A 22,996-nucleotide genomic window follows, 5' to 3' on the forward strand; every position below is an offset into this window, starting at 1 on the left:
GCGCCAGTCCCGCGCCCACTGCGCCAGCACGACTGGCGCACCGGGCGCTCGCGTGGCGCAGCGCCGCCGTCGGGCTGGCGGGCCGTCGGGCCGTCGGGCTCAGCCCAGGCGGTCGACGAGCTCCGACGCGATGCCCGTGTAGCCGCCGGGCGTGAGTGCCAGCAGGCGCCGCTTCGCGGCATCCCCGATCTCGAGGCCCTCGATGAACGCCGCGAGGTCGGCGGCGCCCACGCGCTTGCCGCGCGTCAGCCCCTTGAGCAGCGCGTACGGGTCGGTGATCGTCGAGCGTCCGGCGACCACCTCGGCGCGGATGACGGTCTGGATCGCCTCGCCCAGCACCTCCCAGTTGCCGTCGAGGTCGGCGGCGAGCACGTCGGGGTCGAGGTCGATCTCGCCGAGGCCGCGTTGGATGTTGTCGAGCGCGAGCAGCGAGTGTCCGAAGCCCACGCCGATGTTGCGCTGCGCGCTGGAGTCGGTGAGGTCGCGCTGCATGCGGCTCGTCACGAGGGTGGAGGCGAGTGAGTCGAGCACGGCGCTCGACAGCTCGAGGTTCGCCTCGGCGTTCTCGAACCGGATCGGGTTGACCTTGTGCGGCATGGTCGACGAGCCCGTCGCGCCCGCGGTCGGGATCTGCCGGAAGTAGCCCAGCGAGATGTACGTCCAGATGTCGGTCGCGAGGTTGTGCAGCACGCGGTTGGCGTGCGACACCTTCGCGTAGAGCTCGGCCTGCCAGTCGTGCGACTCGATCTGGGTCGTGAGCGGGTTCCACATGAGGCCGAGCGACTCGACGAACTCGCGCGAGACCTCGGGCCACGCGACATCCGGTGCCGCGACCACATGCGCCGAGAACGTGCCGGTCGCGCCCGAGAACTTGCCGAGGTACTCGTTGGCCTCGATCTGCGCGGCGATACGACCGAGTCGGTGGGCGAATACCGCGAGCTCCTTGCCCATCGTCGTGGGGGTCGCGGGCTGGCCGTGCGTGCGCGAGAGCATCGCCGCGTCGCGGTGCTCGACGGCCAGGGCGGCGAGTGCGTCGATCACGTCACGGATCTTCGGCAGCCAGACCTCGCGCACGGCGTCGCGCACGGTGATGGCATAGGAGAGGTTGTTGATGTCCTCGCTCGTGCATGCGAAGTGCGTGAGCTCGGCGATGTCGTCGAGGCCGAGGAGCTCGAGGCTGCGGCGCACGTAGTACTCGACCGCCTTGACGTCGTGGCGGGTCGTGGCCTCGAGCCCCGCGAGCTCGTCGATGTCGGCCTGGCCGAACTCAGTCACGATGGAACGCAGCCGGGCCTGCTGCTCGGCCGAGAGCGGCGAGGAGCCGAAGAAGCGACGGTCGGTCTGGGCGATGAGCCACTCCACCTCGACCTGCACGCGAGCCCGGTTGAGCCCGGCCTCCGAGAGGTGCTCGCCGAGCTCGCCGACCGCCGAGCGGTACCGTCCGTCGAGCGGGCTGAGCGGCTGGGGAGCCAGCGAAGTCATCGGTGTCCTTGTCTGAGTGCGGGGGCGAGTTGCCGGAAGAGCGCCTGGGTCGACCGCTCTATCATCCCAAGAACTCGATCGAAGGTCGCCGCGTCGGAGTAGTAGGGGTCGGGCACGTCCTGCAGGACGGCGAGTTCGGGGTCGAACTCGAGCAGCAGCCGTACCTTCTCCTGGTCGACCTGCGACGGGGCCCAGTTGCGCAGGATTCGCAGCTGCCCCCGGTCGAACACGACGATGAGGTCGAGCGCGGGGAAGTCCTCAGCGTCGAACTGGCGGGCCCGGTGGTGCGTGCCGTCATAGCCGGCGCGCTCCAGCGCGTCGATGGTGCGCTGGTCGGCCTGCTCGCCGACGTGCCAGTCCCCCGTCGAGGCCGACTCGATCGCGATGCGCTCGCCGAGCCCGGCTCGTTCGGCGAGGGAGCGCAGCACCACCTCGGCCATCGGCGAGCGGCAGATGTTGCCGGTGCACACGAAGGAGACTCGGAAGAGCTGCGCGGCGTCCCCCGCGGGTTCCGCTCGCGTCATGCTCCCATTGTGGACGACCGCGCCCGATCGCACAGCAGGGAATTCACCCGCTCAGGTCTTCTGGTCGCCGCGATCCGAGGAGGGACCATGACGACGGATGCCCCTCCGCCCGAGCTGCACGTCGACTCGCCGCTCGCGGCGCGGCTCGCGGCGGCGCAGCACCCCGATCTCGCGGGACCGATCGAGCTCGTGGCCAACGCGATGATCCGCCTCGGCGACCGCTATGCCATCCGGTTGCCGCGCCGCCGCCTCGCGATCCCGCTCGCCCGGAACGAGCAGCGCTGGCTTCCCGTGCTCGCCCCGCGGCTGACGGTGCCCATCCCCTCCCCCCGTGCGCGTCGGCACGCCCGCGCCCCGGACGCCCCGGCGAACTCGTTCGGCAGCATGGGCGCCGAGGCGCTCGAGCAGGTGCCCGCCGATTGACGTCGGTCGGGTCGTCCTCCCCAGCCGCGCCGGCGCGGAATCGATGCACGAATGCCGCGGCGCGGGTGTTCCGGCGTGGCCGCCGCGCGAGGCTCGGGGCATGCAGGACGCCCCTCCACCCGCCGTGCCGCTCGCGCTCGCGGGCCGGACCGTGACACCTGAGCTCGTCGACGCGGCGCGCCGGCACCTCGTGATGCTGCGTGCGCTGCATGAGGAGGTGCGCCTCACCGTTCCGACCCTGTGCCCACCCGGCACGGGCGCATGGCGCTCTGCCGCGGCCGACCGATATGTGGAGCGGCTCGACCACCTGCGCGACCGGCTCATCGGCGCGCTCGGATGCCTCGCGGATGCGTCGGCCGCGCTCGACGAGCGCATCCGCCGGATGCAGGCGCAGCTCGACGCGCAGCACGCCGCGGGCGGGACGGGGCGATGAGCGGCGACGAGCTCACGGTCTCGGGCGGCGGCATGACCGCCGTGGCCGTCGACGAGCTGTTCGCCGACGCGGCGCGACTCGGCACGGCCGAGGCCGTGATCGTCGACTGGAACGCGCGCGCGGGGGTGATCCGACGCGGGATCGGCGCGCTCGACCTCCACGAGCCGGCCGCGGGATGGCGCGACCCGACCTCGCCGACCTGGTTCCTGCAGCTCGCCGACGTCGGGCTCGACCAAGCCGCCGACCGCGCGCGGGCGCTGTACCGGTCCCTGCTCGAAGCCGCCGAACGGTACGGCGCGACCGAGCGGATGATCGACGGGCTCTGGCGTCTCGGCGCGGCGCTCGCTGCACCGTGGATCGGCGCGAGCCTCCTGTCACCCGCGGTCATGGCGGGCGGGCTCCTCGTCGGGGGTGGGCAGTGGGCTGGATCGGCCGTCTGGCGAGGTCTCGGATGGGGTCCGACCCCGCTCGCGTCCTGGCTCGCCGAGCACCGCGACCTGCTGTCCGATCCGGCATTCGTGCGACTCGTGCGGCTCGCGGCCGACCACGCCGACGAGCTGGCGGCGGGCGCCCTGCATGCGCCGGTCCCGGCGCCGGTCATCGCGATGCTCGGCGCCGGTGTCGGCGCGCCCGAGTCTGCATCGGCGCTGCTCGGGCTCGCCGGCGTGGCCGGGCTGTTCGGCAGCCGCGTGCTCGTCGACGGGCCCGTGCGAGTGGCGCGTTCCGACGGCCCGGCGGTCTCGCGCGTCGAACCGCCGAACGGTCTCGGAGAGCTCGCCGAGCGGGTGCCGCCGCCCGACCGGAACGAGCCGCAGCTCCGGGTCGAGCGATACGGCGACGCCGGCGACCCCCGTTTCATCGTCTACATCGGCGGCACCGTGGAGCCCGTCGTCGTCTCCGGCGCCGAGCCCTTCGACCACACGTCGAACGCGCACGGCGTCGCCGACGACAGCTGGGTCGACGCGCTCCGGCCGGCGGGAGCCGACACGGGCGCAGGTGAACGGGCGGCACGTCAGGCCATGACGGCGGCGGGCGTGCGGCCCGGTGATCCGTTGCTCCTCGTGGGATACTCGGCCGGCGGCATCGTCGCCGCGAAGCTCGCCGCAGATCCCGGACTCGGCGCGGTGGGGGTGGTGAACCTCGGCGGGCCCGTGGCCTCGGCCCCCACGCGCGAGGGCGTGGGCCTGCTCTCCTTCGAACACGAGGAGGATCTCGTCCCCGCGACCGGTGGGGCGGGGCATCCGGCCGACGAGCGGGTCACCGTCACCCGGAGCGTCCTCGACCCGGGCAGCTCATACGACGCGCTCCTCCCCGCCCACGAACTGGCGCGGTACCGCGAGACGGCCGCGCTCGCCGACGAGTCCGATGAAGCCCGGCTCGCCCGGTTCCGCGAACTCGTCGCCGAGGTCACGGGCGACGCCCCGGGGGAACGCACCGACTGGATCGCGACGCGCGACGTCAGTCTTTCGACGGGCGAACGATGAGGCCGATCAGCCAGGTGATGAGGCCGAGCACGAGCGCGCCGAGTACACCCCACCAGAACCCGTCGATCACGAGTCCGAAGCCCAGGAGATCGCTGATCCATGCGACGAGCAGGAGCAGCAGCCCGTTCACGATGAACGAGATGAGTCCCAGGGTGAGCACGTACAACGGGAACGCGACGATGCGCACGAACGTGCCGACGACGGCGTTGACGAGCCCGAAGATGAGGGCGATGAGCAGGTAGGTGAACACCGTGGCGACGGTCGTGTCCTCGTAGGGCACGAGGCGCACGCCCGAGACGATGAACGTCGTGAGCCAGAGGGCGAACGCGACGACGATGACCTTGACGATGAACCGCATGCTCCAACTCTGGCAGAGTGGCGCGCGCGATCTGAGAGGCGCGCGCGATCTGAGTGGCGCGCGCGATCTGAGAGGCGCGCGCGATCTGAGAGGCGCGCGATCGAAGGGGTACGGTGGAATCCGTGACCGCACCGGAGCCCACGGGGGCGAGCGTTCGACTGCGCCCCGAGATCGCCGCCCTTCCGCCGTACCGACAGGGCCGGCCGGCCCCCGCCGACGGCTACAAGCTGTCGAGCAACGAGAACCCGTTCCCGCCGCTGCCCGGTGTGGTGGCGGCGGTGGCCGCCTCAGCGAACGAGATCAACCGCTACCCCGATGCCACGGCACTCACGCTCCGCGAGAAGCTCGCCGATCGCTACGGCGTCTCGGCCGATGAGGTGCTCGTCGGGGTCGGCTCGGTGTCGCTCCTCGCCCAGTTCATCGCGGCCGCCGCAGGACCGGGCGACGAGGTGGTGTACTCGTGGCGCTCGTTCGAGGCATACCCGGGCCTGGTCACGGTCGCCGGCGCCACGAGCGTCGTCGTGGGCAACCGTGACGACCACGGCCACGACCTCGAGGCCATGGCCGCCGCCGTGACCGATCGAACCAGGGTCGCGATCGTGTGCTCCCCCAACAACCCCACGGGCGTGATCGTCACGGCTGCCGAGTTCGAGGCGTTCATGGCGAGGGTGCCGCGTGACCTGCTCGTGCTGCTCGACGAGGCATACATCGAATTCGTGCGCGACGAGGCATCCGTCGACGGCCGTACCCTCATCGGCCGCCACCCCAACCTCGTGATGCTCCGCACGTTCTCGAAGGCGTACGGGCTCGCCGGGCTGCGTGTCGGCTACGCCATCGGGCCCGTGCCGATCCTCGACGCCGCCCATTCCACGGCGATCCCGCTCGGCGTCACCGGCACCGCAACGGCCGCGGCGCTCGCCTCGCTCGAGCCGGCTGCAGAGGCCGAACTCCTCGAGCGCGTGGGTGTCATCGCCGCGCGCCGCGACCGCCTCCGCGATGCGCTCGTGGCGCAGGGCTGGCCGGTTCCGCAGGCCCAGGGCAACTTCGTGTGGCTTCCCACGGGCGACGCCACGGCCGACGTCGCAGAGCGCCTCTTCGAGGCGGGGCTCGTCACGCGGGCGTTCCCGCCCGACGGGATCAGGGTCTCGGTGGGCGAGGAGGAGTCTGTCGATACCCTCCTCAGGATCCTGGGTGAGCTTGTACCGGCCTCACAAGAAGGGCACCACGCCTAGCGGGTACCGTGGAACGGTGGTAGCCCGCGAGAGAGACTTCACCGCGCCGACGGTCCAGCTTCTGAACCCAGCCGGGGTGCTGCGTCCGACCCCCGAGGCCGAGCCGTACCTCCCCCTCGTCGAGGCCCTGCCCGACACGACGCTCGAGCAGTTCTACCGCGACATGGCGATCTCCCGTCGCATCGACATCGCGGGCGCGAACCTGCAGCGACAGGGCCAGCTCGCCCTCTGGGTGCCGAGCCACGGGCAGGAGGCCGCGCAGGTCGGCTCCGCGCGCGCCGCCCGCGCGCAGGACCACATCTTCCCGTCGTACCGCGAGCACATCGTCGGCATGATCCGCGGTCTGGATCCCGTGAACATCCTGTCGCTCCTGCGCGGCGCGACCCTCGGCGGGTGGAACCCCGCAGAGAACGGCAACTTCCACCTCTACACGCTCGTCCTCGCCTCGCAGACGCTGCACGCCACGGGCTACGCCATGGGCATCCAGTTCGACGGGTCGGTCGGCACGGGCGACCCCGAGACGGATGCCGCGGTGCTCGTGTACTACGGCGACGGCTCGACGTCCCAAGGCGACGCGAATGAGGCTCTCGTGTTCGCCTCGAGCTACCAGACGCCGCAGGTCTTCTTCATCCAGAACAACCAGTGGGCGATCTCCGTGCCCGTCTCCCGCCAGTCGCGCAGCCCGCTTTCGCTGCGCGGCAGCGGCTTCGGCATGCCCGGCGTGCGCATCGACGGCAACGACGTGCTCGTCAGCTACGCCGTCACGCGGCAGTCGCTCGAGGAGGCCCGTTCGGGTGCGGGTCCCAGCCTCATCGAGGCCGTCACCTATCGCATGGGCGCGCACACCACTGCCGACGACCCCACCAAGTACCGCACCGACGCCGAGGTCGCCTACTGGGCCGAGCGCGATCCCATCACGCGGTACCGCACCTGGCTCGAGGGGCGCGGGGCATCCCCCGCGTTCTTCGACGAGGTCGACGCCGAGGCGGCGGATGTCGCCGCCGACCTGCGCCGTCGGGCGCTCTCGCTGACGGCGCCGACGCGCGAGAAGATCTTCGCGCACGTCTACAGCGAGCCGCATCCGCTCATGGCCGAGGAGCTCGCGTGGCTCGACGCATACGAGTCCGGCTTCGAGGGAGGAGCGGCATGAGCGCGCGCACCGAGGAGGAGCAGGCCGTGGCCGAGACGATCGAGCTCGCCGACGCGGCATCCGTCTCCGCATCCGTCGCCGAACCCGCTCAGCGAGACGCCCGAGACGAACATGCCGAGCAGGGCATGCGCGGCGTGCAAACCCTCTCGATGGCGAAGGCCATCAATGCCGGGCTCCGTGAGGCCCTGCGCGCCGACGAAAAGGTGATCCTCATGGGCGAGGACATCGGGCCGCTCGGGGGGGTATTCCGGGTGACCGAGGGTCTTTCGGCCGAGCTCGGAGAGCGTCGCGTGCTCGACACGCCCCTCGCCGAGTCGGGCATCGTCGGCACCGCGATCGGACTCGCCATGCGCGGGTATCGCCCCGTCATCGAGATCCAGTTCGACGGCTTCATCTTCCCGGGGTTCGACCAGATCACCACGCAGCTCGCGCGGCTCACCGTGCGTCACGACGGCGCCATCTCGATGCCGGTCGTGATCCGGGTGCCGTACGGCGGCCACATCGGCTCGATCGAACACCACCAGGAGAGCCCCGAGGCCTACTTCGCCCACACCCCCGGCCTGCGCGTGGTGAGCCCGTCGAGCCCGCACGACGCGTACTGGATGATCCAGGAGGCGATCGCCTCGAACGATCCCGTGCTGTTCTTCGAGCCGAAGAGCCGGTACTGGCCGAAGGGCCCCGTCGATCAGGATCACTCGGGCGTGCCCTTGCACGCCAGTCGCGTCATCCGTCAGGGCACGGATGTGACCGTCGTCGGCCACGGCGCGATGATCTCGACGCTCCTGCAGGCCGCCGACATCGCCGCGGAGGAAGGGATGAGCCTCGAGGTCGTCGACCTCCGGTCGCTCTCCCCCATCGATTACGGCCCGCTGCTCGACTCGGTGCAGCGCACCGGCCGGCTCGTAGTCGCGCAGGAGGCGTACGGGTTCGTGAGCGTCGGATCAGAGATCGCGGCGACCGTGGCCGAGCGCGCGTTCTACTCGCTCGAAGCCCCGGTGCTGCGGGTGTCGGGGTTCGACACGCCGTTCCCGCCGGCCGCGCTCGAGACCGAGTACCTGCCGAGCCCCGACCGGGTGCTCGAGGCCGTCGACCGTGCGCTCGGGTACTGATGGCGGAGCAGACGCGCGCGGCTCGCCGGGTGTTTCCGTTCCCGCGTGGCGTGCCCATTGGAACAGGAACACTGCGCGCGAACGGAAACAGTCGACGCAGCTGGTGGAAGGTGGACACATGAACGAGATCCGGTTCCCGCTGCCCGACGTCGGCGAGGGGCTCACCGAGGCCGAGATCGTGCAGTGGCGCGTCGCTCCGGGCGACAAGATCGCCCTCGACCAGGTCTTCGTCGAGATCGAGACGGCGAAGTCCCTGGTCGAGCTGCCGAGCGCGTTCGAGGGCGTCGTCGCCGAACTGCTCGTCGACGAGGGCAGCACCGTCGACGTCGGCACGCCCATCCTCGTGATCCGCGCGGACGATGCGGCTCCGGATGCCTCGGCGCCCGCGCCTGCCACCGTGCCGGCAGCGGCGCACCCTGCCACCACGGCCGCCGCTCCCCCGTCGGGAACGGTCGCCTCGCACGCACCCGTCGCGGCCGAGGCGGGAGGCGCCGTGCTCGTGGGCCACGGCTCCTCGGGACACACCGCGACGCGCCGGAAGCGGCATCCGTCACCCGGTGGTGCGCATGAGCACCTCGCCGCGCCGCCGCCGCCCGCCGCACCGGCACCTCATGGGCCGGCGGTCGTCGCCGCACCGCGTCCCGACCCGGGCATGCCCGTCATCGCGAAGCCCCCGATCCGCAAGCTCGCGAAGGATCTCGGGGTCGACCTCTCCCGCGTGACGCCCACCGGCCCGATCGGCGACGTCACCCGCGGCGACGTGATCCGCGCGGCCAGTCAGGTGACCGTCTTCCGCAACATCCAGACGCCGGAATGGCCGACCGACCGCGAGGATCGCATCCCCGTCAAGGGCGTGCGCAAGGCCATCGCGCAGGCGATGGTGCAAAGCGCATACTCCGCGCCGCATGTGAGCGTGTTCGTCGATGTCGACGCAACGCGCACGATGGAATACGTCAAGCGGCTGAAGGCCTCCACCGACTACGCGGGCGTCAAGGTCTCGCCGCTGCTCATCATGGCGAAGGCCATGATCTGGGCGGTGCGGCGCAGCCCCACCGTCAACGCGCAGTGGACCGACGACGAGATCATCGTGAAGCACTACGTGAACCTCGGCATCGCGGCCGCGACGCCGCGCGGCCTCATCGTACCGAATGTCAAGGAGGCGCAGGCCATGAGCATGCTCGAACTCGCCACCGCGATCGAGCAGCTCACGCTCACGGCCCGCGAGGGCCGAACGCAGCCGGCCGAGATGCAGGGCGGCACCATCACCATCACGAACATCGGCGTCTTCGGCATGGACACCGGCACGCCGATCCTGAACCTCGGCGAGGTCGGGATCGTCGCGCTCGGCACGATCAAGCAGAAGCCCTGGGTGGTCGACGGCGAGGTGCGTCCGCGGTTCGTCACGACCGTCGGCGCCTCGTTCGACCACCGCGTGGTCGACGGCGACGTGGCGAGTCGATTCCTCGCCGACGTGGCGTCGATCATCGAGGAGCCGGCGCTGCTCCTCGAGTGAGCGTTGCCGCCCGCGCCCCGGCGGCGCAGCGGTCAGAGGCGGATCTCGTAGGTGACGGTGCCGGCGGTTCGCGCGACCTCGACGAGTCCGGCGTTCTCGAGCACACGGCGGGCGGGGAGGTTCGCGATCTCGGCGCCGGCGCGCGCGATCGCGGCGCCTGCCGACCGGGCGAGCGACAGCGCCTCGAGCACGGTGTGCAGCGCGAGGCCCTGACCGCGCACCGCGGGCACCAGGCCGAACGCGAACTCGACCGCGCCGTCGGCATCGGGTGGGCCGAACAGGTTCACGCCTCCGATGGCGGCGCCGTCGTTGGCGCGCCGGACGAGGTAGGGGCCGAATGGCGCGGGGTCGCCCGTCTCGCGAACCGCCTGGACGTACTCGCGGAGCAGCTCGGGTTCGTCGGTGAACGCGTAGCCGCCCTCCCAACCGTCGAGCGGATCGACCTCGCCTGAGAGCACGCGCTCGGCGTCGGCGAGGGTGAACGGATGCAACGTGAGGGTCGTCGTCGTATCCACGTGCCTCATGGTCGCACGTCGGTCCGAAATCTGCCAGCACTCTCCACAGGCGTGACGGGGGATGACGCCCCGCAGGCGGCGTTGCACCGGCTGCGCGGAGGGCCAGCCAGATGGTTGTGACAATCATTATCAATAAGAGCTACCATGGAGTCATGACCGACTCAGCCGCACCCACCGTCCGCCGCGTCCGCACCGTGCTCGCGACGGCCGCCGTGCTCACGACGGGTGTGCTCGGTCTCGCCGCGTGCGCGACGCCCGGCGCGACGCCCGGCGCGGGCGGCGGCGCGGCCGGCGGGCCCACCATCGTGGCGACGACCACGCACGTGGGGGACTTCACCCGCGAGCTCGTCGGCGAGACGGCCGAGGTCACCCAGCTGCTCGCGGCAGGGCAGAGCGCCCACGGCTTCGATCCCTCGGCGGCGCAACTCCTCGCGCTCGCCGACGCCGACGCGCTCGTGATCAACGGCGCGGGCCTCGAGAGCTGGCTCGACGACGCCATGGGTGCGTCGGGCTTCGACGGCGTGCTCATCGATGCGAGCACGGGCATCGAGCTGTACGGCACCGGCGATCACGACGACGAGCACGCCGACGAAGCCACCGCCGTCGAGGCGGACGAGCATGACCCAGCCGACGGCAACCCGCACATCTGGACCGACCCCGAGCTCGCCGAGCACATGGTCGAGAACATCGCCGCCGGGCTCGCCACCGTGCCCGGCATCGACACTGCCGCCGTCGACGCGAACGAGGCGGCCTACCTCGACCACCTTGGGGCGCTCGACGCCTGGATCGAGGAGAACGTCGCCGAGGTCCCCGTGGGAGAGCGGCTCCTCGTGACGAACCACGACGCCTTCACCTACTTCCTCGACGCCTACGACGTCACGTTCGTCGGCAGCATCATCCCGAGCTTCGACGACAACGCCGAGCCGAGCGCCGCCGAGATCGACGAGCTCGTCGCGAACATCCGCGCCACGGGCGTCGAGGCGGTCTTCTCCGAGGCATCCATCTCACCGAAGGCCGCCGAGACGATCGCGCGGGAGGCGGGGGTCACGGTGTACTCCGGCGAGGATGCGCTGTACGGCGACTCGCTCGGCGCGCCGGGCACCGAGGGCGCGACCTACCTCGGCAGCCAGATCCACAACGTGCGACTCATCCTCGAGTCGTGGGGCGTCGAGCCTTCCCCGCTCCCCGCAGTGCTGCAAGGATGACGGCATGACCGACTCCCCAGTGCTGCGGCTCGAGGGCGCGGCCTTCACCTACCGGGGCGGAGCCGGCGTCCGCGGCCTCGACCTCAGCATCCGGAGCGGCGAGGCGGTGGCGCTCATCGGGCCGAACGGTGCGGGCAAGTCGACGCTCCTCAAGGGCGTGCTCGGCCTCGTGCCGCTGACCGCCGGCTCCATCGAGGTCGGCGGCGCCAGGGCGACTGCCGCAGCCGCGGCGTCCGCTCAGACGACGGATGCCGCGACCGACCCCGCCCGTGAGGCGCATGCCCGAGACCGCATGATCGGATACCTGCCGCAGTCGATCCACGTCGACCCTGACTTCCCGATCAACCTCGAGCAGGTCGTCATGCAAGGGCGCTACCGGAGGCTGGGCCTCCTGCGCTGGCCCGGCCGCAAGGACCGTGCCGTGGTGCGCCGCGCCCTCGAGACGGTCGGCCTCGCCGATCTCGCCGAGCGCCGCTTCGGCGAGCTCTCGGGCGGGCAGCGCCAGCGGGGACTCCTCGCCCGGGCGCTCGCGGGCGAACCGCGCCTGTTGCTGCTCGATGAGCCGTTCAACGGCCTCGACCAGGCGAACCGCGACGCGCTCATCGACACCCTGCACACGCTGAAGCGACAGGGCGTGGCGGTGCTCGTCTCGACGCATGACCTCGAGCTGGCAAGACTCGTGTGCGACAGCGTCGTGCTCGTCAACGGCAATCAGCTGGCGTCGGGTCCGGTCGACGACGTGCTGACGCTCGGCAACGTGCAGGAGTGCTTCGAGGGCGTCGAGGTCGAGGTCGACGAGCACACGCTGGTGGTGCCCGGACACGAGGGACACTGATGCCGCAGACGGCATGCACCGTGGAGCGGCGGGGGAGTGGGGCCCGGTGAGCCTGTTCGACGCGCTCTTCGGCGCCTTCGCGATCCCCTTCATGGCCCGGGCGCTGCTGGTCATGCTGGTGCTCGCCGTGGTCGCGGGCACCGTCGGCGTGCTCGTCAACCTCAGGGGTCTCGAGTTCATCAGCGACGGCCTGACGCACGCGGTGTTCCCGGGCTTGGCGATCGGACTCGCCATCGGGGGCACCGCAGGCCTCCTGCCCGGTGCGGCCATCGCAGCGCTCGCCGGCGCCGTGATCCTCACCTGGCTCGATCGCGCGGGCGTCACCTCCGACGCGGCGATCGCGATTCTGCTCACCGCCGCGTTCAGCGTCGGCGTGATCGTGGTGTCGAGGGGCGACGACTACGCCGGCGAGCTCGAGACGCTGCTGTTCGGGCGCGTGCTCACGATCCCTCCCGAGGAGGTGCTCCCGCTCGTCGCCGTCACCGTCGTCGCCGCGCTCGCCGTGGTCGTCACCCTCAAGCAGCAGTTGTTCCGCGCGTTCGATCGTTCGGGCAGCCTCGCCGCCGGCGACTCGGCACTCGTGCTCGACCTCGTGCTCAACGCCGCGGTCGCGCTGGTGGTGGTTGCCGCGGCGAGCACGATCGGCACGCTGCTCGTGCTCGCCCTGCTCATCGTGCCGGGCGCGGCCGCCAGGCTCATCACCCGGCGCATGTGGTGGCTGTTCCCCGCCGCCGCGGCGTTCGCGGCGGTCGCGGCCTGGCTCGGGCTCGCCGCAGGGTTCGCCGGATCCGTCGCAGGCGGCGTCGACCTGCCGGCCGGCAGCATGATCGTCGCCGTGTTCATCGCAGGCTACGCCGTCGTGCTCACCGTGCGGTGGTTCCGCGATCGTGTGGCCGCGGCAACCGGAGCGGTGCAGTGATGGGCTACTTCGAACGCGCACTCGTCGCGGCCATCCTCATCGGGGCCGGCACCGGTCTCGTGGGCGCCCTGGTCGTGCTCCGGCGCCGCACCTTCTTCGCGCAGGCGCTGACGCACGGCACCTACCCCGGCGCGGTCGCCGCGGCGGCGCTCGGCGCGAGCGTGCCGCTCGGCGCGGCCGCGGCATCCGTCGTGCTCGTCGGGGTGATGGCGGGCATCGCTCGGCTCAAGCACCAGGGCGCGCAGGTCGCCGCCGGTATCGTGCTCACGGGGGGGTTCGCGGCGGGCGCGATCCTGCAGGCGCTGCTGCCGGGCATGCCAGTGCGGGCGGAGTCGCTGCTCGTGGGGTCGATCCTGACGGTCGCCGACGGCGACCTCGTGCTCGCGGCATCCGTCGCGCTCGTCGCCGTGCTGGTCGTGGCGGCGTTCGGCAAGCTGATCATGTTCTCGACCTTCGACCCGGAAGGGTACCGGGCCTCCGGCCATCGGGAGTGGCCCATCGAGCTGCTCGTGCTCGGCCTCACGGCCGCGACGGTCGTGAGCGCACTGCCCGCGGTCGGTGCGATCCTCGCCATCGCGCTGATCGCCGCGCCGGCCGCCGCGGCACGGCTCGTGGTGCCGACCTATCGGGGCATCCTGTTCGCGGCGCCGGTGATCGGCGCCGCATCCGGCATCGTCGGCGTGCTCGCGTCGCGTGTGCTCGCGGTGGCGGCCGGGCCCAGCATCGCGCTCGCCGCGACCGGCTTCTTCCTCCTCGCCATGGGGATCTCCAAGCTGCGAGCGGTACCGTGGAATCGGGTCGCCCTACCCGTGGAGACCGCAGAGGACGCACGCACCGCATGAAGCGCAACACCTGGCAACGCGAAGCCGTTCGCGAAGCGCTCGACGACACCGAGGGCTTCATCAGCGCGCAGGCGCTGCACGCGGCGCTCCACGCGTCGGGGTCTCCCATCGGCCTCGCGACCGTCTACCGCGCCCTCGGCGACCTCGCGGCCAGTGGTGAGGCCGACTCGCTGCAGTCCCCGGATGGTGAGTCGCTCTACCGCGCCTGCATCACCACGGGCCACCATCACCACCTCATCTGCCGCAACTGCGGCCTCACGGTCGAGATCGCCGCCGACGAGGTCGAATCATGGGCGAAGCGCGTCGCCGCCGAGCACGGCTTCACGGGGGCGGCGCACGTCGTCGACGTGTTCGGGCTGTGCGCGAACTGCATGCGGCCGGCCCGCGACGAGCGGGGCTGATCGAGCGGATGCCGCGCACGCTGGCGTGCGACATCCGCCCGGTGTCACCGTCCCCATCCAGGGTGCCCCGTGCAATGGCCGCGCTGAGTGGGACCGGAACCACGCGATGCAACGGAAGACTGCGGCGCGGTCCCTGCGGCCGGGTCGCGCCGTGACGCCGCTCTCGTCGTTTCGGCGCCACTTCGGCTCAGAGTCGCGCGATGCCGGTGCCGATGACCGCGGCGGCGATCACGATGACGATGATGCTCGTGGCCACCGGTCCGTTCCGCAGGAGCCAGTCCTGCGCATCGCGCAGGGGCACCGCCGTTCGGTCCGGTGCGGCCACGGTCGCGATGATCGGCGCGGCGACGGTGGACGCGCCGACGATCGTGTAGAAGGTGACGGCGACGACCGACTCGCCGAGCGAGAGCCCCTCGGCGCGGAGCGCCAGGCCCGCGGCGATCGCGAGGAGAAGACCCTTCGGTCGCACGTTCAGGATCAGCGCGAGCCCGAATGCCGACCACGGCCCGATCGTCCCCACGGAGCGCAGCCACTTGGGCAGGGCGGTCGCAGCCTGTCGGCGTCGGCCGCGAAGGGTGACGACGGCGACGACGGCCAACGCGACGCCGACCAGGATCTCGGCGATGCCGATCGCCGGATCCGGTCGATGAGACGACCGGGATGTCGGCACCGCCTGGGCGGCGACGGCGCAGATCGAGACGACGAGCGCCATCCCGATGACCCATCCGGTGAGGAAAGGCAGCGCCGATCGGGTCCGTCCGGGCGAGAGCAGGATCAGCAGGGTGGCCATGATCGGCACCGAGCTGACGGCGAGTGCCACCGCGAGGGGGAGAAGCTGTCCGATCACCTGCAGCATCGCCGGTCCCGAACGATCAGTCCGGCTGGTGCGGTCGGGACCGCGCGAAGCGCCGCGCCACGTGCGGCGTCGAGTTCGGCGTCGGACGCCGACCTTGACTCCGTCGCCTCTTCGATGTCCCCGAGGAGCGGCCGGGCCCACGTCATCGAAGGGCTCGTGTCCTCGAGGGTCACGCGCACCATCAGCGTGAGCGGGATGGCCGGCAGTGCGCGTGCCGGGTGCAGCGGTGAGCCGATCAGCGGGTTTCGTGCGGCATCCGGCATCGTGTCATTCCCCTCGGCGCTGCGGGACCGCACCGGGTCCAGCAGCGCCCCTTCGTCCGGGCGGTGGTCGCGATCCATCCGGCGCGGTTTCGCCGTCTCCGCACGCTACGAGCGCGTGTGACGTCCCCACATCACGCGAATCGGGTGAATTGCCGGGTGGCGGGATGCTTCATGCGAATCGCGTGAAGCGGTCGGCGGGGCCTTGCCATGGACTGTGATCGTGCACGTGCGTGCCCGAAATCGAGGGAGAGGGGTGAGGCCGTGGACACCTCACCCAGAAGGCGTGACGCGTCGATCGAGCGCTCGGCGTACGCTCAGCGATGGGGACGGCGACTCGACCGGACGGCTCCGGAACATCGCAGACGCCTGTCGCCCGACCGCCGCGTCACGCGGTGGGTAGCCGAACGAGCGATGGAGGGGAAACCATGCGCAAGGAGGAGCAACTCGAGCCGACGTTCACGCGAGCGGGCGAGGCGACGACCGCGAGGTACACGAGGATCCCGGAGGGCGAGATGCTTCCGGAGACCGCATATCGCATCATCCACGACGAATCGATGCTGGACGGCAACGCCCGCCTGAACCTGGCGACGTTCGTGACGACGTGGATGGACGAACACGGCGACCAGCTGTACCACGACGCGTTCGACAAGAACATGATCGACAAGGACGAGTACCCGGCCACGGCGGCGATCGAGGAGTATTGCTGGCGCATCCTCGGCGACCTCTGGAACGCGCCCGACGACGACGACGTCATCGGCACGTCGACGATCGGGTCGAGCGAGGCGTGCATGCTCGGCGGGCTCGCGCTGAAACGTCGCTGGCAGCACGCGCGTCGTGCTGCGGGGAAGTCGACCGAGACGCCGAACCTCATCATGAGCTCGGCCGTGCAGGTCTGCTGGGAGAAGTTCTGCAACTTCTTCGACGTGGAGATGCGCTTCATCCCGACCAGCGACGAGCACCCGCTGATGGACGGCACCGGTCTCGAGGACGTCGTCGACGAGAACACGATCGGGGTCGTCGTGCTCATGGGCGTGACCTACACGGGCGCGTACGAGCCGGTCGCGAAGGTCGCCGCGAAGCTCGACGAGATCCAGGCGAGCACGGGACTCGACATCCCGATCCACGTCGACGGGGCGTCAGGGGCGATGGTCGCACCGTTCCTGCAGCCCGACCTCGAGTGGGATTTCCGTGTCGAGCGGGTGCAGTCCATCAACACGTCCGGACACAAGTACGGGCTCGTCTACCCCGGCGTCGGCTGGGTGGTGTGGCGATCGGTCGCGGCACTCCCTGAGGACCTGGTGTTCCGGGTGAGCTACCTCGGCGGCTCGATGCCGACGTTCGCGATCAACTTCTCCCGGCCCGGGGCGCAGGTGCTCCTGCAGTACTACCGGTTCGTCCGGCTGGGTCGCGAAGGGTTCACGGCCATCCAGGGCGCCTCGCAGGCGGTCGCGCTCTACCTCTCAGCCGCCATCGCCCAGATGGACGCCTACGAACTCCTCACCGACGGCAGCGACATCCCGGTCTTCGCCTGGCGGCTCACGCCCGGACACACCGACAGGTGGACCCTGTACCACCTGTCGGAGCGGCTCCGCATCAAGGGGTGGCTTGTCCCGGCGTACCCCCTGTCTGGTGACCAGTCCGACCAGACGGTCATGCGCATCGTGTGCCGCAACGGCCTCAGCCACGACCTCGCCGAGGACCTGATGCGGGACATCCGGGAGGAAACGGAATTCCTCGACGGGCTGGACGCTCCGATGCCGCACCCCGGTCTCGGCCCGACATTCCACCACTGAGCGGTGAACGCTTGAGCGACGCGACCCGATCGGCGGTCCCGACGGTACGGCGCCTCCGGCGCGAGGCGTGGGGCTTCGCCGTCGGGTCGCTCTGCTTCCTGGTGGCGGCGTTCCCGTTCTACGCCAGGTGGCTCGGGCCGGTCGGCGTCAACGCGACGTTCGTCGTCGGGTCCGTCTTCTTCACGCTCGCCGCGTTCATCCAGCTGAGACTCAGCGGTCGGCACATCCCGCGGCGCGGCACGAACCGCGCGGACGTCTGGGACTGGTGGGCGGCCGCCGTCCAGTTCGGCGGGACGATCCTCTTCAACATCAGCACGACGGCCGCGCTCGCCGCCGCGATCCTCGATCCGACGTACGTCGGCGCGGGATGGAAGCCCGATGCGTGGGGCTCGATCGCGTTCCTCGCCGCGAGCGCGTTCGCGATGGTGGCGACGGCTCGCCGGGGCGAGCTCTGGGACACCGACGCCCGGACCTGGCACGGCACGTGGCTCAACATGCTCGGCTCGATCTTCTTCGGTGCGTCGGCGATCGGGGCGTACGTGATCCCGGAGACCGGGAGCTTGCTCAGCCTGCTCTGGGCGAACCTCGGCACGCTGCTCGGCGCGCTCTGCTTCCTCGTCGCGGCGCTGCTGTCGCGCCGGACCATCCCGAAGGGCTAGCGACGGATGCCGCGGGCGCGCGCCCGCGGCATCCGTCCGAATCCGGCCACCGTCGGCCGGTCTGGTAGACTGCTCGTTTGGCTGGGTACTTCCACTGCCCAGACCGCGACGATCCCCATTCGAGATCCGCGAGCAATCGCGGGCCTCGGCGCGGCAACGTCAGCAGACAAGAGACCTTGGGAGGGGCATCCGCCCCTCGGTATTGGAGGAAAGACCAATGGCAGCAGTGTGCCAGGTGACCGGAGCCGTTCCCGGCTTCGGACACAACATCTCGCACTCGCACCGCCGGACGAAGCGCCGCTTCGACCCGAACGTGCAGAAGAAGACGTACTACGTGCCGTCGCTTCGTCGTAACGTCACCCTGAACGTGTCCGCCAAGGGCATCAAGGTGATCGACGCCCGTGGCATCGAGGCCGTCGTCAAGGACATCCAGGCTCGTGGGGTGAAGCTCTGATGGCCAAGCAGCAGGACATCCGCCCCATCATCAAGCTCCGTTCGACGGCCGGCACCGGGTACACCTACGTGACCCGCAAGAACCGTCGCAACGACCCCGACCGTCTCGTGCTCAAGAAGTACGACCCCGTGGTGCGCAAGCACGTCGACTTCCGAGAGGAGCGCTAAGACATGGCGAAGAAGAGCAAGATCGCGCGCAACGACCAGCGCAAGGTGGTCGTCGAACGCTACGCGGCGAAGCGCCTCGAACTGAAGAAGGCACTCGTCGACCCGAACGGCACCGACGAGTCCCGCGAGGCCGCCCGCGTCGGCCTGCAGAAGCTTCCGCGCAACGCCTCGCCGGTGCGCGTGCGTTCGCGTGACGCCATCGACGGCCGCCCCCGCGGCATGCTCACGAAGTTCGGCGTCTCGCGCGTCCGCTTCCGTGACATGGCGCATCGCGGCGAGCTGCCCGGCATCACGAAGTCGAGCTGGTAGGCCGCCAGGCTTCACCGAGAGGGGCGTCCCGGAAGGGGCGCCCTCTCGTCGTGTCCGGGCCCGGAAGGATCAGGCGATCGGAGCGAGTGTGTTGCCGCCGCCTCATGTTTCCGTTCGCGCGCCGGGTGTCCGTCCCGGCGGAGACACCGCGCGCGAACGGAGACATGGGGTGTCGCGGCATCCGGCCAACGACGCGCCGACCGCGAGAATGCCCGAATAGGCCGGAAATCCGCGTGATTCCGCGGTTCTCTGTTACATTCGAGGCGGCCCGATCGGCCACGGGGGCGGTTGAACGATCGTTCCCGAACACGCATAGATAGCTGTACCGAAAACAGCGGAAGTCCGAGGAGGACATTCAATGGCTGACAAGTCGCTGAACAAGACCGAGCTCGTCGCGAAGATCGCTGCGTCGACCGGCCAGAGCCAGGCCACCGTGGACGCCGTGCTCGGCGGTCTCTTCGACGCGCTCGCCGAGTCCGTCGGTTCGGGCACCAAGGTCTCCATCCCCGGCTGGCTCTCCGTCGAGCGCACCTCGCGTGCCGCTCGCACCGGCCGCAACCCGCAGACGGGTGCCACCATCCAGATTCCGGCCGGTCACTCGGTCAAGGTCTCCGCGGGATCGAAGCTCAAGGCTGCTGCCAAGTAGCATCCGAGACGTCCGGAGGGGCGTGCGGCTTCGGCCGTGCGCCCGTCCGTCGTCTTCGCCGGGATGTCGCGGCACGGTGGGCGAGCGCATGCCGCGGCCGCTCCGAGCCGGCGCACGGGCGACGACGATTAGGCTGGTTCGGTGCTCCGCTCCGTCCGCGTGCTCGGCCCCGCCGTGCTCCTCGCCGTCGCGCTCATCGCGACCCTCGCGGGCCTCGGCTACGGCGGCGGCGCCTCACCCCTGCCCATCCAGGACCCCGGCCCCGTCGTGAGGTGGGGCCTGCCGGTCGCGAAGCTCGTCGTGAACCTCGGCGCGGCCGGCATGATCGGCGCGCTCGTGCTCGCAGTGTGGGCGCTCAGCCCGAAGCGGCGCGAGTTCGACGTCGCGCTCGACGTGGCCGCGGCATCCGCTGCCGTCCTCACGGTCGCCGGCGGTGCGACGACGATCTTCACGTTCCTCATCGTCACCGGTGCGCCCTTCGAGCTCAGCGAGGCGTTCGGGCAGCGGCTCGGCCAGTTCGTCACCGAGATCGAGCTGGGCCAGGCGTGGCTCACGACGACGCTCGTCGCCGCCGCGGTCAGCGTGCTGTGCTTCGCGGTGCGCAACCCCACGGCGCTCGTGTTCGTGACGGTGCTCGCCGCTGCCGCGCTCGTGCCCATGGCGCAGCAGGGCCACGCCGCCGGGGCCGCCGGGCACGACGCGGCGATCACCTCGCTCGGGCTGCACCTCGTGTTCGTCTCGGCGTGGCTCGGCGGGCTCGTCACGATCGTGTTGCTGCGGCGCGAACTCGACGCCGAACGGCTGCCGGTGGTGCTCGCCCGTTACTCGACCGTCGCACTCGTGTCGTTCATCGTCGTCGCGCTGTCGGGCTACGCGAGCGCCGCGCTCCGCATCGGCACGTGGCAGGAGCTCGGCACGCCGTACGGCGTGCTCGTCGTCGTGAAGGTCGCGGCGCTCATCGCCATCGGCCTGTTCGGTGCGGTGCTGCGGCGGTTCGTGATCGGGCGGATGTCCCGCGCCGGCGAAGGTCTCGAGACGCGTCCGCGTTCGGCGGGCGCTCCACGACCAGCGGGCGTGGTTGGCGCGTTCTGGATCCTGGTGGTCGCCGAGCTCGCGTTCATGGGCATCGCCTCGGGCGTCGCCACCGCCCTGGCCCGCACGGCCACGCCCGTCTCCGAGGACCCCGGTTCGCTCGCGCGCACGCCCGCCGAGATCCTCACGGGCGAGTCTCTGCCGCCGTGGCCCGACTGGTGGCGATACTTCACGGAGTGGAGCCCCGACCTCATCTGGCTGCTCGTCTGCGGCTTCGGCATCTTCTTCTACGTCGCGGGCGTGGTGCGCCTGCGCCGCCGCGGCGATGCCTGGCCCGTCTACCGCACCGTGCTCTGGGTCTCGGGCCTCGTCGTGCTCGCCTACATCACGAGCGGCGGCGTGAACGTCTACGAGGGCTACCTCTTCTCGGCGCACATGGGTGCGCACATGGCGCTCACCATGGCCGTGCCGGTGCTGCTCGTGCCCGGTGCCCCGGTGACGCTCGCCGCCCGGGCGATCCACCCCCGCAAGGACGGCTCGCGGGGCGGACGCGAGTGGATCCTCATCGCCGTGCACTCGCGATATGCGGCCGTCATCGCGAACCCGATCGTCGCGGCCGCGCTGTTCGCGAGCTCGCTCTGGATCTTCTACTACACGCCGCTGTTCCGCTGGGCCATGATCGACCACCTCGGTCACGAGTGGATGATCGTGCACTTCCTCATCACGGGCTACCTCTTCGTGCAGTCGCTCATCGGCATCGATCCCGTGCCCTACCGGCTGCCGTATCCATTCCGACTGGTGCTGCTGCTCGGCACGATGGCGCTGCACGCGTTCTTCGGCCTCGCGATCATGTCGGGCACGGGGCTGCTGCTGGCCGAGTGGTACGGTGCCATGGGCTGGGGCACCGACGCGCTCGCCGACCAGCAGGTCGGCGGCGGCATTGCATGGTCGGTCGGCGAGATCCCGACCGTCGCGCTCGCGATCACCGTCGCGATGCAGTGGGCACGGAGCGACGAGAAGGAGTCGAGGCGTCTCGATCGGCACGCCGACCGCACGGGCGACGCGGAGCTGGACGAGTACAACGCCAGGCTCGCGGCGATCGCCGAGCACGACCGGCAGGGGTAGGGGTCTCGATTCGCGTCGCGCTTCGCACGGCGCCACTACAGTCGACGGCTACTTCAGCTGGATCGCGATGCTGCCGTCGGGTCGGATGCCCGCCGTCAGTGCGAGCAGGAACGGCTGGTCGACCTCGAGCTGCGAGAACTCGCCGTCGAAGAGCGACTGCACCTCGACGGAGATGTGCGCGACGCCCTCGGTGGGCGGCATCTCGAACGCGGTCTCGCCCGCGATCAGGGTGACCGGGGGGTTCGACACCATCGTCCACACGGGCTCGCTCACCACCCGGTCGTCGATCTCGATGCCGAAGGGGCATCCGGCAGGCTGGAGCACGGGCTGCGTGGTGCACTGCAGCAGGTAGTCGTCGACCTTCGACTGCACCCGCTCGACGAAGGTCGCCGTGGGCATGGCGTCGACCGTGACCGCCGTACGGGTCGCGGGCTCGACGGGCAGCGCGACGGGAACGGCCTCGAGGAGCGTCGACGTGTACCCGAACTCGTAGACCGCCGGGGCGATGGCGAGATACGGCGTGACCTGCGTGAAGGCGGCGAGCTCCTCGCCGGCCTTCGTCGCCCTGGTGTCGAGCGTGAGCGAGCCCACCGTGAAGAGCGGATTGTGGGCCGCGGTGACGTCGACGACGGCGATGGGGCTCACCGCGAACTCCCACCTGTTGAGGAGCCCGTAGAGCGGAGCGAGGGGCCGCACTTCGAACGTGGTCTCGACGATGGCGTCTTCGAGCCGGTAGCTCGCCGTGACCGAGTGGATGCCGTCGGGATTCGCGACGTCGCGCACGATGCGAAGGTCTTCGGGCCCCGTTTCGATGACGTCGGAGCGGAACATCGCCGTCGAGACGTTCTCGGGCAGCCCGAGCGCCGCGAGCTCGGCGGCGTCGAGGGCGACGCCCGGGGTGGTCGAGGCCGTCGCGATGTCGTCCTCCGCGATCGCCGTGAGGTACCGCTCGACGAAGCTCGACGATCCGTAGAAGGTCTGGTTCAGCGCGCCGAGCGCTGCGAGGAACGCGGCGACGAGGAGCAGCGCGAGCGAGGTCCAGCCGAAGACGGACAGGACGGACAGCCGACCGCTGCGCACGCCTGAGCTCCCCACCCGGACAGTCTACGCAGGCGGGCACACCGTTCCTGGAGGTTCCACAGGCCCGCCGGGCGTGAGCACAGGAGCAGCGACCTCAGCCGGCGTCACAGGCTGCGCGGTTACAGTGGGAACGCGCCCCACGGGCGCCGTGGCCGCGACGCCCGCTCGCGGCATCCGACCGTCGGAT

25 protein-coding genes are annotated in these 22,996 nt (G+C 70.8%); 19 read left to right on the top strand and 6 right to left on the bottom strand.

All coding sequences use genetic code 11. The features are described from left to right. Positions 1 to 99: 99 nt before the first annotated feature. Together purB and IEX31_RS11720 are read right to left on the bottom strand one after the other, a co-directional pair. A complete protein-coding gene (gene purB / locus IEX31_RS11715) occupies positions 100 to 1,482 on the bottom strand; it encodes an adenylosuccinate lyase (RefSeq protein WP_188743617.1) in 1,383 nt (460 codons plus the stop codon). Next, entirely contained in the window at positions 1,479 to 2,006 is a 528-nt protein-coding gene (locus IEX31_RS11720) for a low molecular weight protein-tyrosine-phosphatase (RefSeq protein WP_188743618.1), read from the bottom strand. The genes purB and IEX31_RS11720 overlap by 4 nt, the downstream gene beginning before the upstream one ends. 87 nt (positions 2,007 to 2,093) lie before the next feature. On the opposite strand from IEX31_RS11720, the gene IEX31_RS11725 reads away from it, so the two are divergent. From IEX31_RS11725 to IEX31_RS11735, 3 genes are all read left to right on the top strand, one after another. Beyond that, entirely contained in the window at positions 2,094 to 2,429 is a 336-nt protein-coding gene (locus IEX31_RS11725; RefSeq protein WP_188743619.1) for a protein kinase family protein, read from the top strand. A 100-nt stretch (positions 2,430 to 2,529) separates the two neighbouring features. Further along, a complete protein-coding gene (locus tag IEX31_RS11730) occupies positions 2,530 to 2,862 on the top strand; it encodes a hypothetical protein (RefSeq protein ID WP_188743620.1) in 333 nt (110 codons plus the stop codon). Beyond that, positions 2,859 to 4,346, top strand: a complete 1,488-nt coding sequence (locus IEX31_RS11735) for a hypothetical protein (protein ID WP_188743621.1) — start codon at positions 2,859 to 2,861, stop codon at positions 4,344 to 4,346. Before IEX31_RS11730 ends, IEX31_RS11735 begins: the two co-directional genes overlap by 4 nt. On the opposite strand, the gene IEX31_RS11740 is transcribed toward IEX31_RS11735, so the two are convergent. Next, positions 4,321 to 4,704, bottom strand: a complete 384-nt coding sequence (locus tag IEX31_RS11740; protein ID WP_188743622.1) for a phage holin family protein — start codon at positions 4,702 to 4,704, stop codon at positions 4,321 to 4,323. The genes IEX31_RS11735 and IEX31_RS11740 overlap by 26 nt on opposite strands. A gap of 122 nt (positions 4,705 to 4,826) precedes the next feature. On the opposite strand from IEX31_RS11740, the gene IEX31_RS11745 reads away from it, so the two are divergent. The 4 genes from IEX31_RS11745 to IEX31_RS11760 all read left to right on the top strand — a co-directional run bounded on the left by IEX31_RS11745 (position 4,827) and on the right by IEX31_RS11760 (position 9,708). Further along, complete coding sequence (locus IEX31_RS11745) at positions 4,827 to 5,936, top strand: histidinol-phosphate transaminase (RefSeq protein ID WP_188743623.1); 1,110 nt, start codon at positions 4,827 to 4,829, stop codon at positions 5,934 to 5,936. A gap of 16 nt (positions 5,937 to 5,952) precedes the next feature. Continuing rightward, on the top strand, positions 5,953 to 7,086 hold the full coding sequence (locus IEX31_RS11750) for a thiamine pyrophosphate-dependent enzyme (RefSeq protein WP_188743624.1): 1,134 nt from the start codon (positions 5,953 to 5,955) through the stop codon (positions 7,084 to 7,086). Between the two features lie 125 nt (positions 7,087 to 7,211). Then, entirely contained in the window at positions 7,212 to 8,195 is a 984-nt protein-coding gene (locus IEX31_RS11755) for an alpha-ketoacid dehydrogenase subunit beta (protein WP_188743700.1), read from the top strand. Positions 8,196 to 8,313: 118 nt separating this feature from the next. Continuing rightward, positions 8,314 to 9,708, top strand: coding sequence for a dihydrolipoamide acetyltransferase family protein (locus IEX31_RS11760; RefSeq protein ID WP_188743625.1), 1,395 nt, complete (start codon positions 8,314 to 8,316; stop codon positions 9,706 to 9,708). A gap of 32 nt (positions 9,709 to 9,740) precedes the next feature. Here IEX31_RS11760 and IEX31_RS11765 read toward each other — a convergent pair whose 3' ends face one another. Next, on the bottom strand, positions 9,741 to 10,223 hold the full coding sequence (locus tag IEX31_RS11765) for a GNAT family N-acetyltransferase (protein WP_188743626.1): 483 nt from the start codon (positions 10,221 to 10,223) through the stop codon (positions 9,741 to 9,743). 152 nt (positions 10,224 to 10,375) lie between these two features. Here IEX31_RS11765 and IEX31_RS11770 point away from each other — a divergent pair, with 152 nt between their 5' ends. From IEX31_RS11770 to IEX31_RS11790, 5 genes are read left to right on the top strand one after another with little or no spacing between them, the layout of a single operon-like run. Next, entirely contained in the window at positions 10,376 to 11,428 is a 1,053-nt protein-coding gene (locus IEX31_RS11770; protein WP_188743627.1) for a metal ABC transporter substrate-binding protein, read from the top strand. A 4-nt stretch (positions 11,429 to 11,432) separates the two neighbouring features. Continuing rightward, entirely contained in the window at positions 11,433 to 12,263 is an 831-nt protein-coding gene (locus IEX31_RS11775; RefSeq protein ID WP_188743628.1) for a metal ABC transporter ATP-binding protein, read from the top strand. Between the two features lie 46 nt (positions 12,264 to 12,309). After that, entirely contained in the window at positions 12,310 to 13,182 is an 873-nt protein-coding gene (locus IEX31_RS11780) for a metal ABC transporter permease (RefSeq protein ID WP_229662299.1), read from the top strand. Next, on the top strand, positions 13,182 to 14,024 hold the full coding sequence (locus tag IEX31_RS11785; RefSeq protein ID WP_188743630.1) for a metal ABC transporter permease: 843 nt from the start codon (positions 13,182 to 13,184) through the stop codon (positions 14,022 to 14,024). The genes IEX31_RS11780 and IEX31_RS11785 overlap by 1 nt, the downstream gene beginning before the upstream one ends. Beyond that, positions 14,021 to 14,425 (top strand): Fur family transcriptional regulator, encoded by a 405-nt coding sequence (locus IEX31_RS11790; RefSeq protein WP_188743631.1) that lies wholly within the window; start codon positions 14,021 to 14,023, stop codon positions 14,423 to 14,425. Before IEX31_RS11785 ends, IEX31_RS11790 begins: the two co-directional genes overlap by 4 nt. A 187-nt stretch (positions 14,426 to 14,612) precedes the next feature. Here the strand turns inward: IEX31_RS11790 and IEX31_RS11795 are convergent, their stop codons facing one another. Continuing rightward, positions 14,613 to 15,281 (bottom strand): GAP family protein, encoded by a 669-nt coding sequence (locus tag IEX31_RS11795; protein WP_188743632.1) that lies wholly within the window; start codon positions 15,279 to 15,281, stop codon positions 14,613 to 14,615. A 688-nt stretch (positions 15,282 to 15,969) separates the two neighbouring features. Between IEX31_RS11795 and gad the strand changes: the two genes are divergently transcribed. The 7 genes from gad (at position 15,970) to IEX31_RS11830 (ending at position 21,729) form a co-directional block, all read left to right on the top strand. Further along, the gene (gene gad, locus IEX31_RS11800; RefSeq protein ID WP_188743633.1) at positions 15,970 to 17,337 is read left to right on the top strand and encodes a glutamate decarboxylase; all 1,368 of its coding nucleotides are present in this window, start codon (positions 15,970 to 15,972) and stop codon (positions 17,335 to 17,337) included. An 11-nt stretch (positions 17,338 to 17,348) separates the two neighbouring features. Beyond that, positions 17,349 to 17,996: a hypothetical protein gene (locus IEX31_RS11805; RefSeq protein ID WP_188743634.1), complete on the top strand. Its 648-nt coding sequence runs from the start codon at positions 17,349 to 17,351 to the stop codon at positions 17,994 to 17,996. Between the two features lie 217 nt (positions 17,997 to 18,213). Further along, entirely contained in the window at positions 18,214 to 18,450 is a 237-nt protein-coding gene (rpmB, locus tag IEX31_RS11810) for a 50S ribosomal protein L28 (RefSeq protein WP_136708936.1), read from the top strand. Beyond that, a complete protein-coding gene (gene rpmG / locus IEX31_RS11815; RefSeq protein ID WP_089916186.1) occupies positions 18,450 to 18,617 on the top strand; it encodes a 50S ribosomal protein L33 in 168 nt (55 codons plus the stop codon). The genes rpmB and rpmG overlap by 1 nt, the downstream gene beginning before the upstream one ends. 3 nt (positions 18,618 to 18,620) lie before the next feature. After that, positions 18,621 to 18,926, top strand: coding sequence for a 30S ribosomal protein S14 (gene rpsN / locus IEX31_RS11820; protein ID WP_188743635.1), 306 nt, complete (start codon positions 18,621 to 18,623; stop codon positions 18,924 to 18,926). A 358-nt stretch (positions 18,927 to 19,284) separates the two neighbouring features. Then, the gene (locus IEX31_RS11825) at positions 19,285 to 19,572 is read left to right on the top strand and encodes an HU family DNA-binding protein (protein WP_136708938.1); all 288 of its coding nucleotides are present in this window, start codon (positions 19,285 to 19,287) and stop codon (positions 19,570 to 19,572) included. A 141-nt stretch (positions 19,573 to 19,713) separates the two neighbouring features. Next, positions 19,714 to 21,729 (top strand): bifunctional copper resistance protein CopD/cytochrome c oxidase assembly protein, encoded by a 2,016-nt coding sequence (locus IEX31_RS11830; RefSeq protein ID WP_229662300.1) that lies wholly within the window; start codon positions 19,714 to 19,716, stop codon positions 21,727 to 21,729. 48 nt (positions 21,730 to 21,777) lie between these two features. On the opposite strand, the gene IEX31_RS11835 is transcribed toward IEX31_RS11830, so the two are convergent. Beyond that, entirely contained in the window at positions 21,778 to 22,824 is a 1,047-nt protein-coding gene (locus tag IEX31_RS11835; RefSeq protein WP_188743636.1) for a hypothetical protein, read from the bottom strand. Positions 22,825 to 22,996: the final 172 nt, after the last annotated feature.

Origin of the sequence: Agromyces bauzanensis, assembly GCF_014645655.1 — a bacterium.
In the GTDB taxonomy this organism is placed as follows: Bacteria; Actinomycetota; Actinomycetes; order Actinomycetales; family Microbacteriaceae; genus Agromyces; species Agromyces bauzanensis.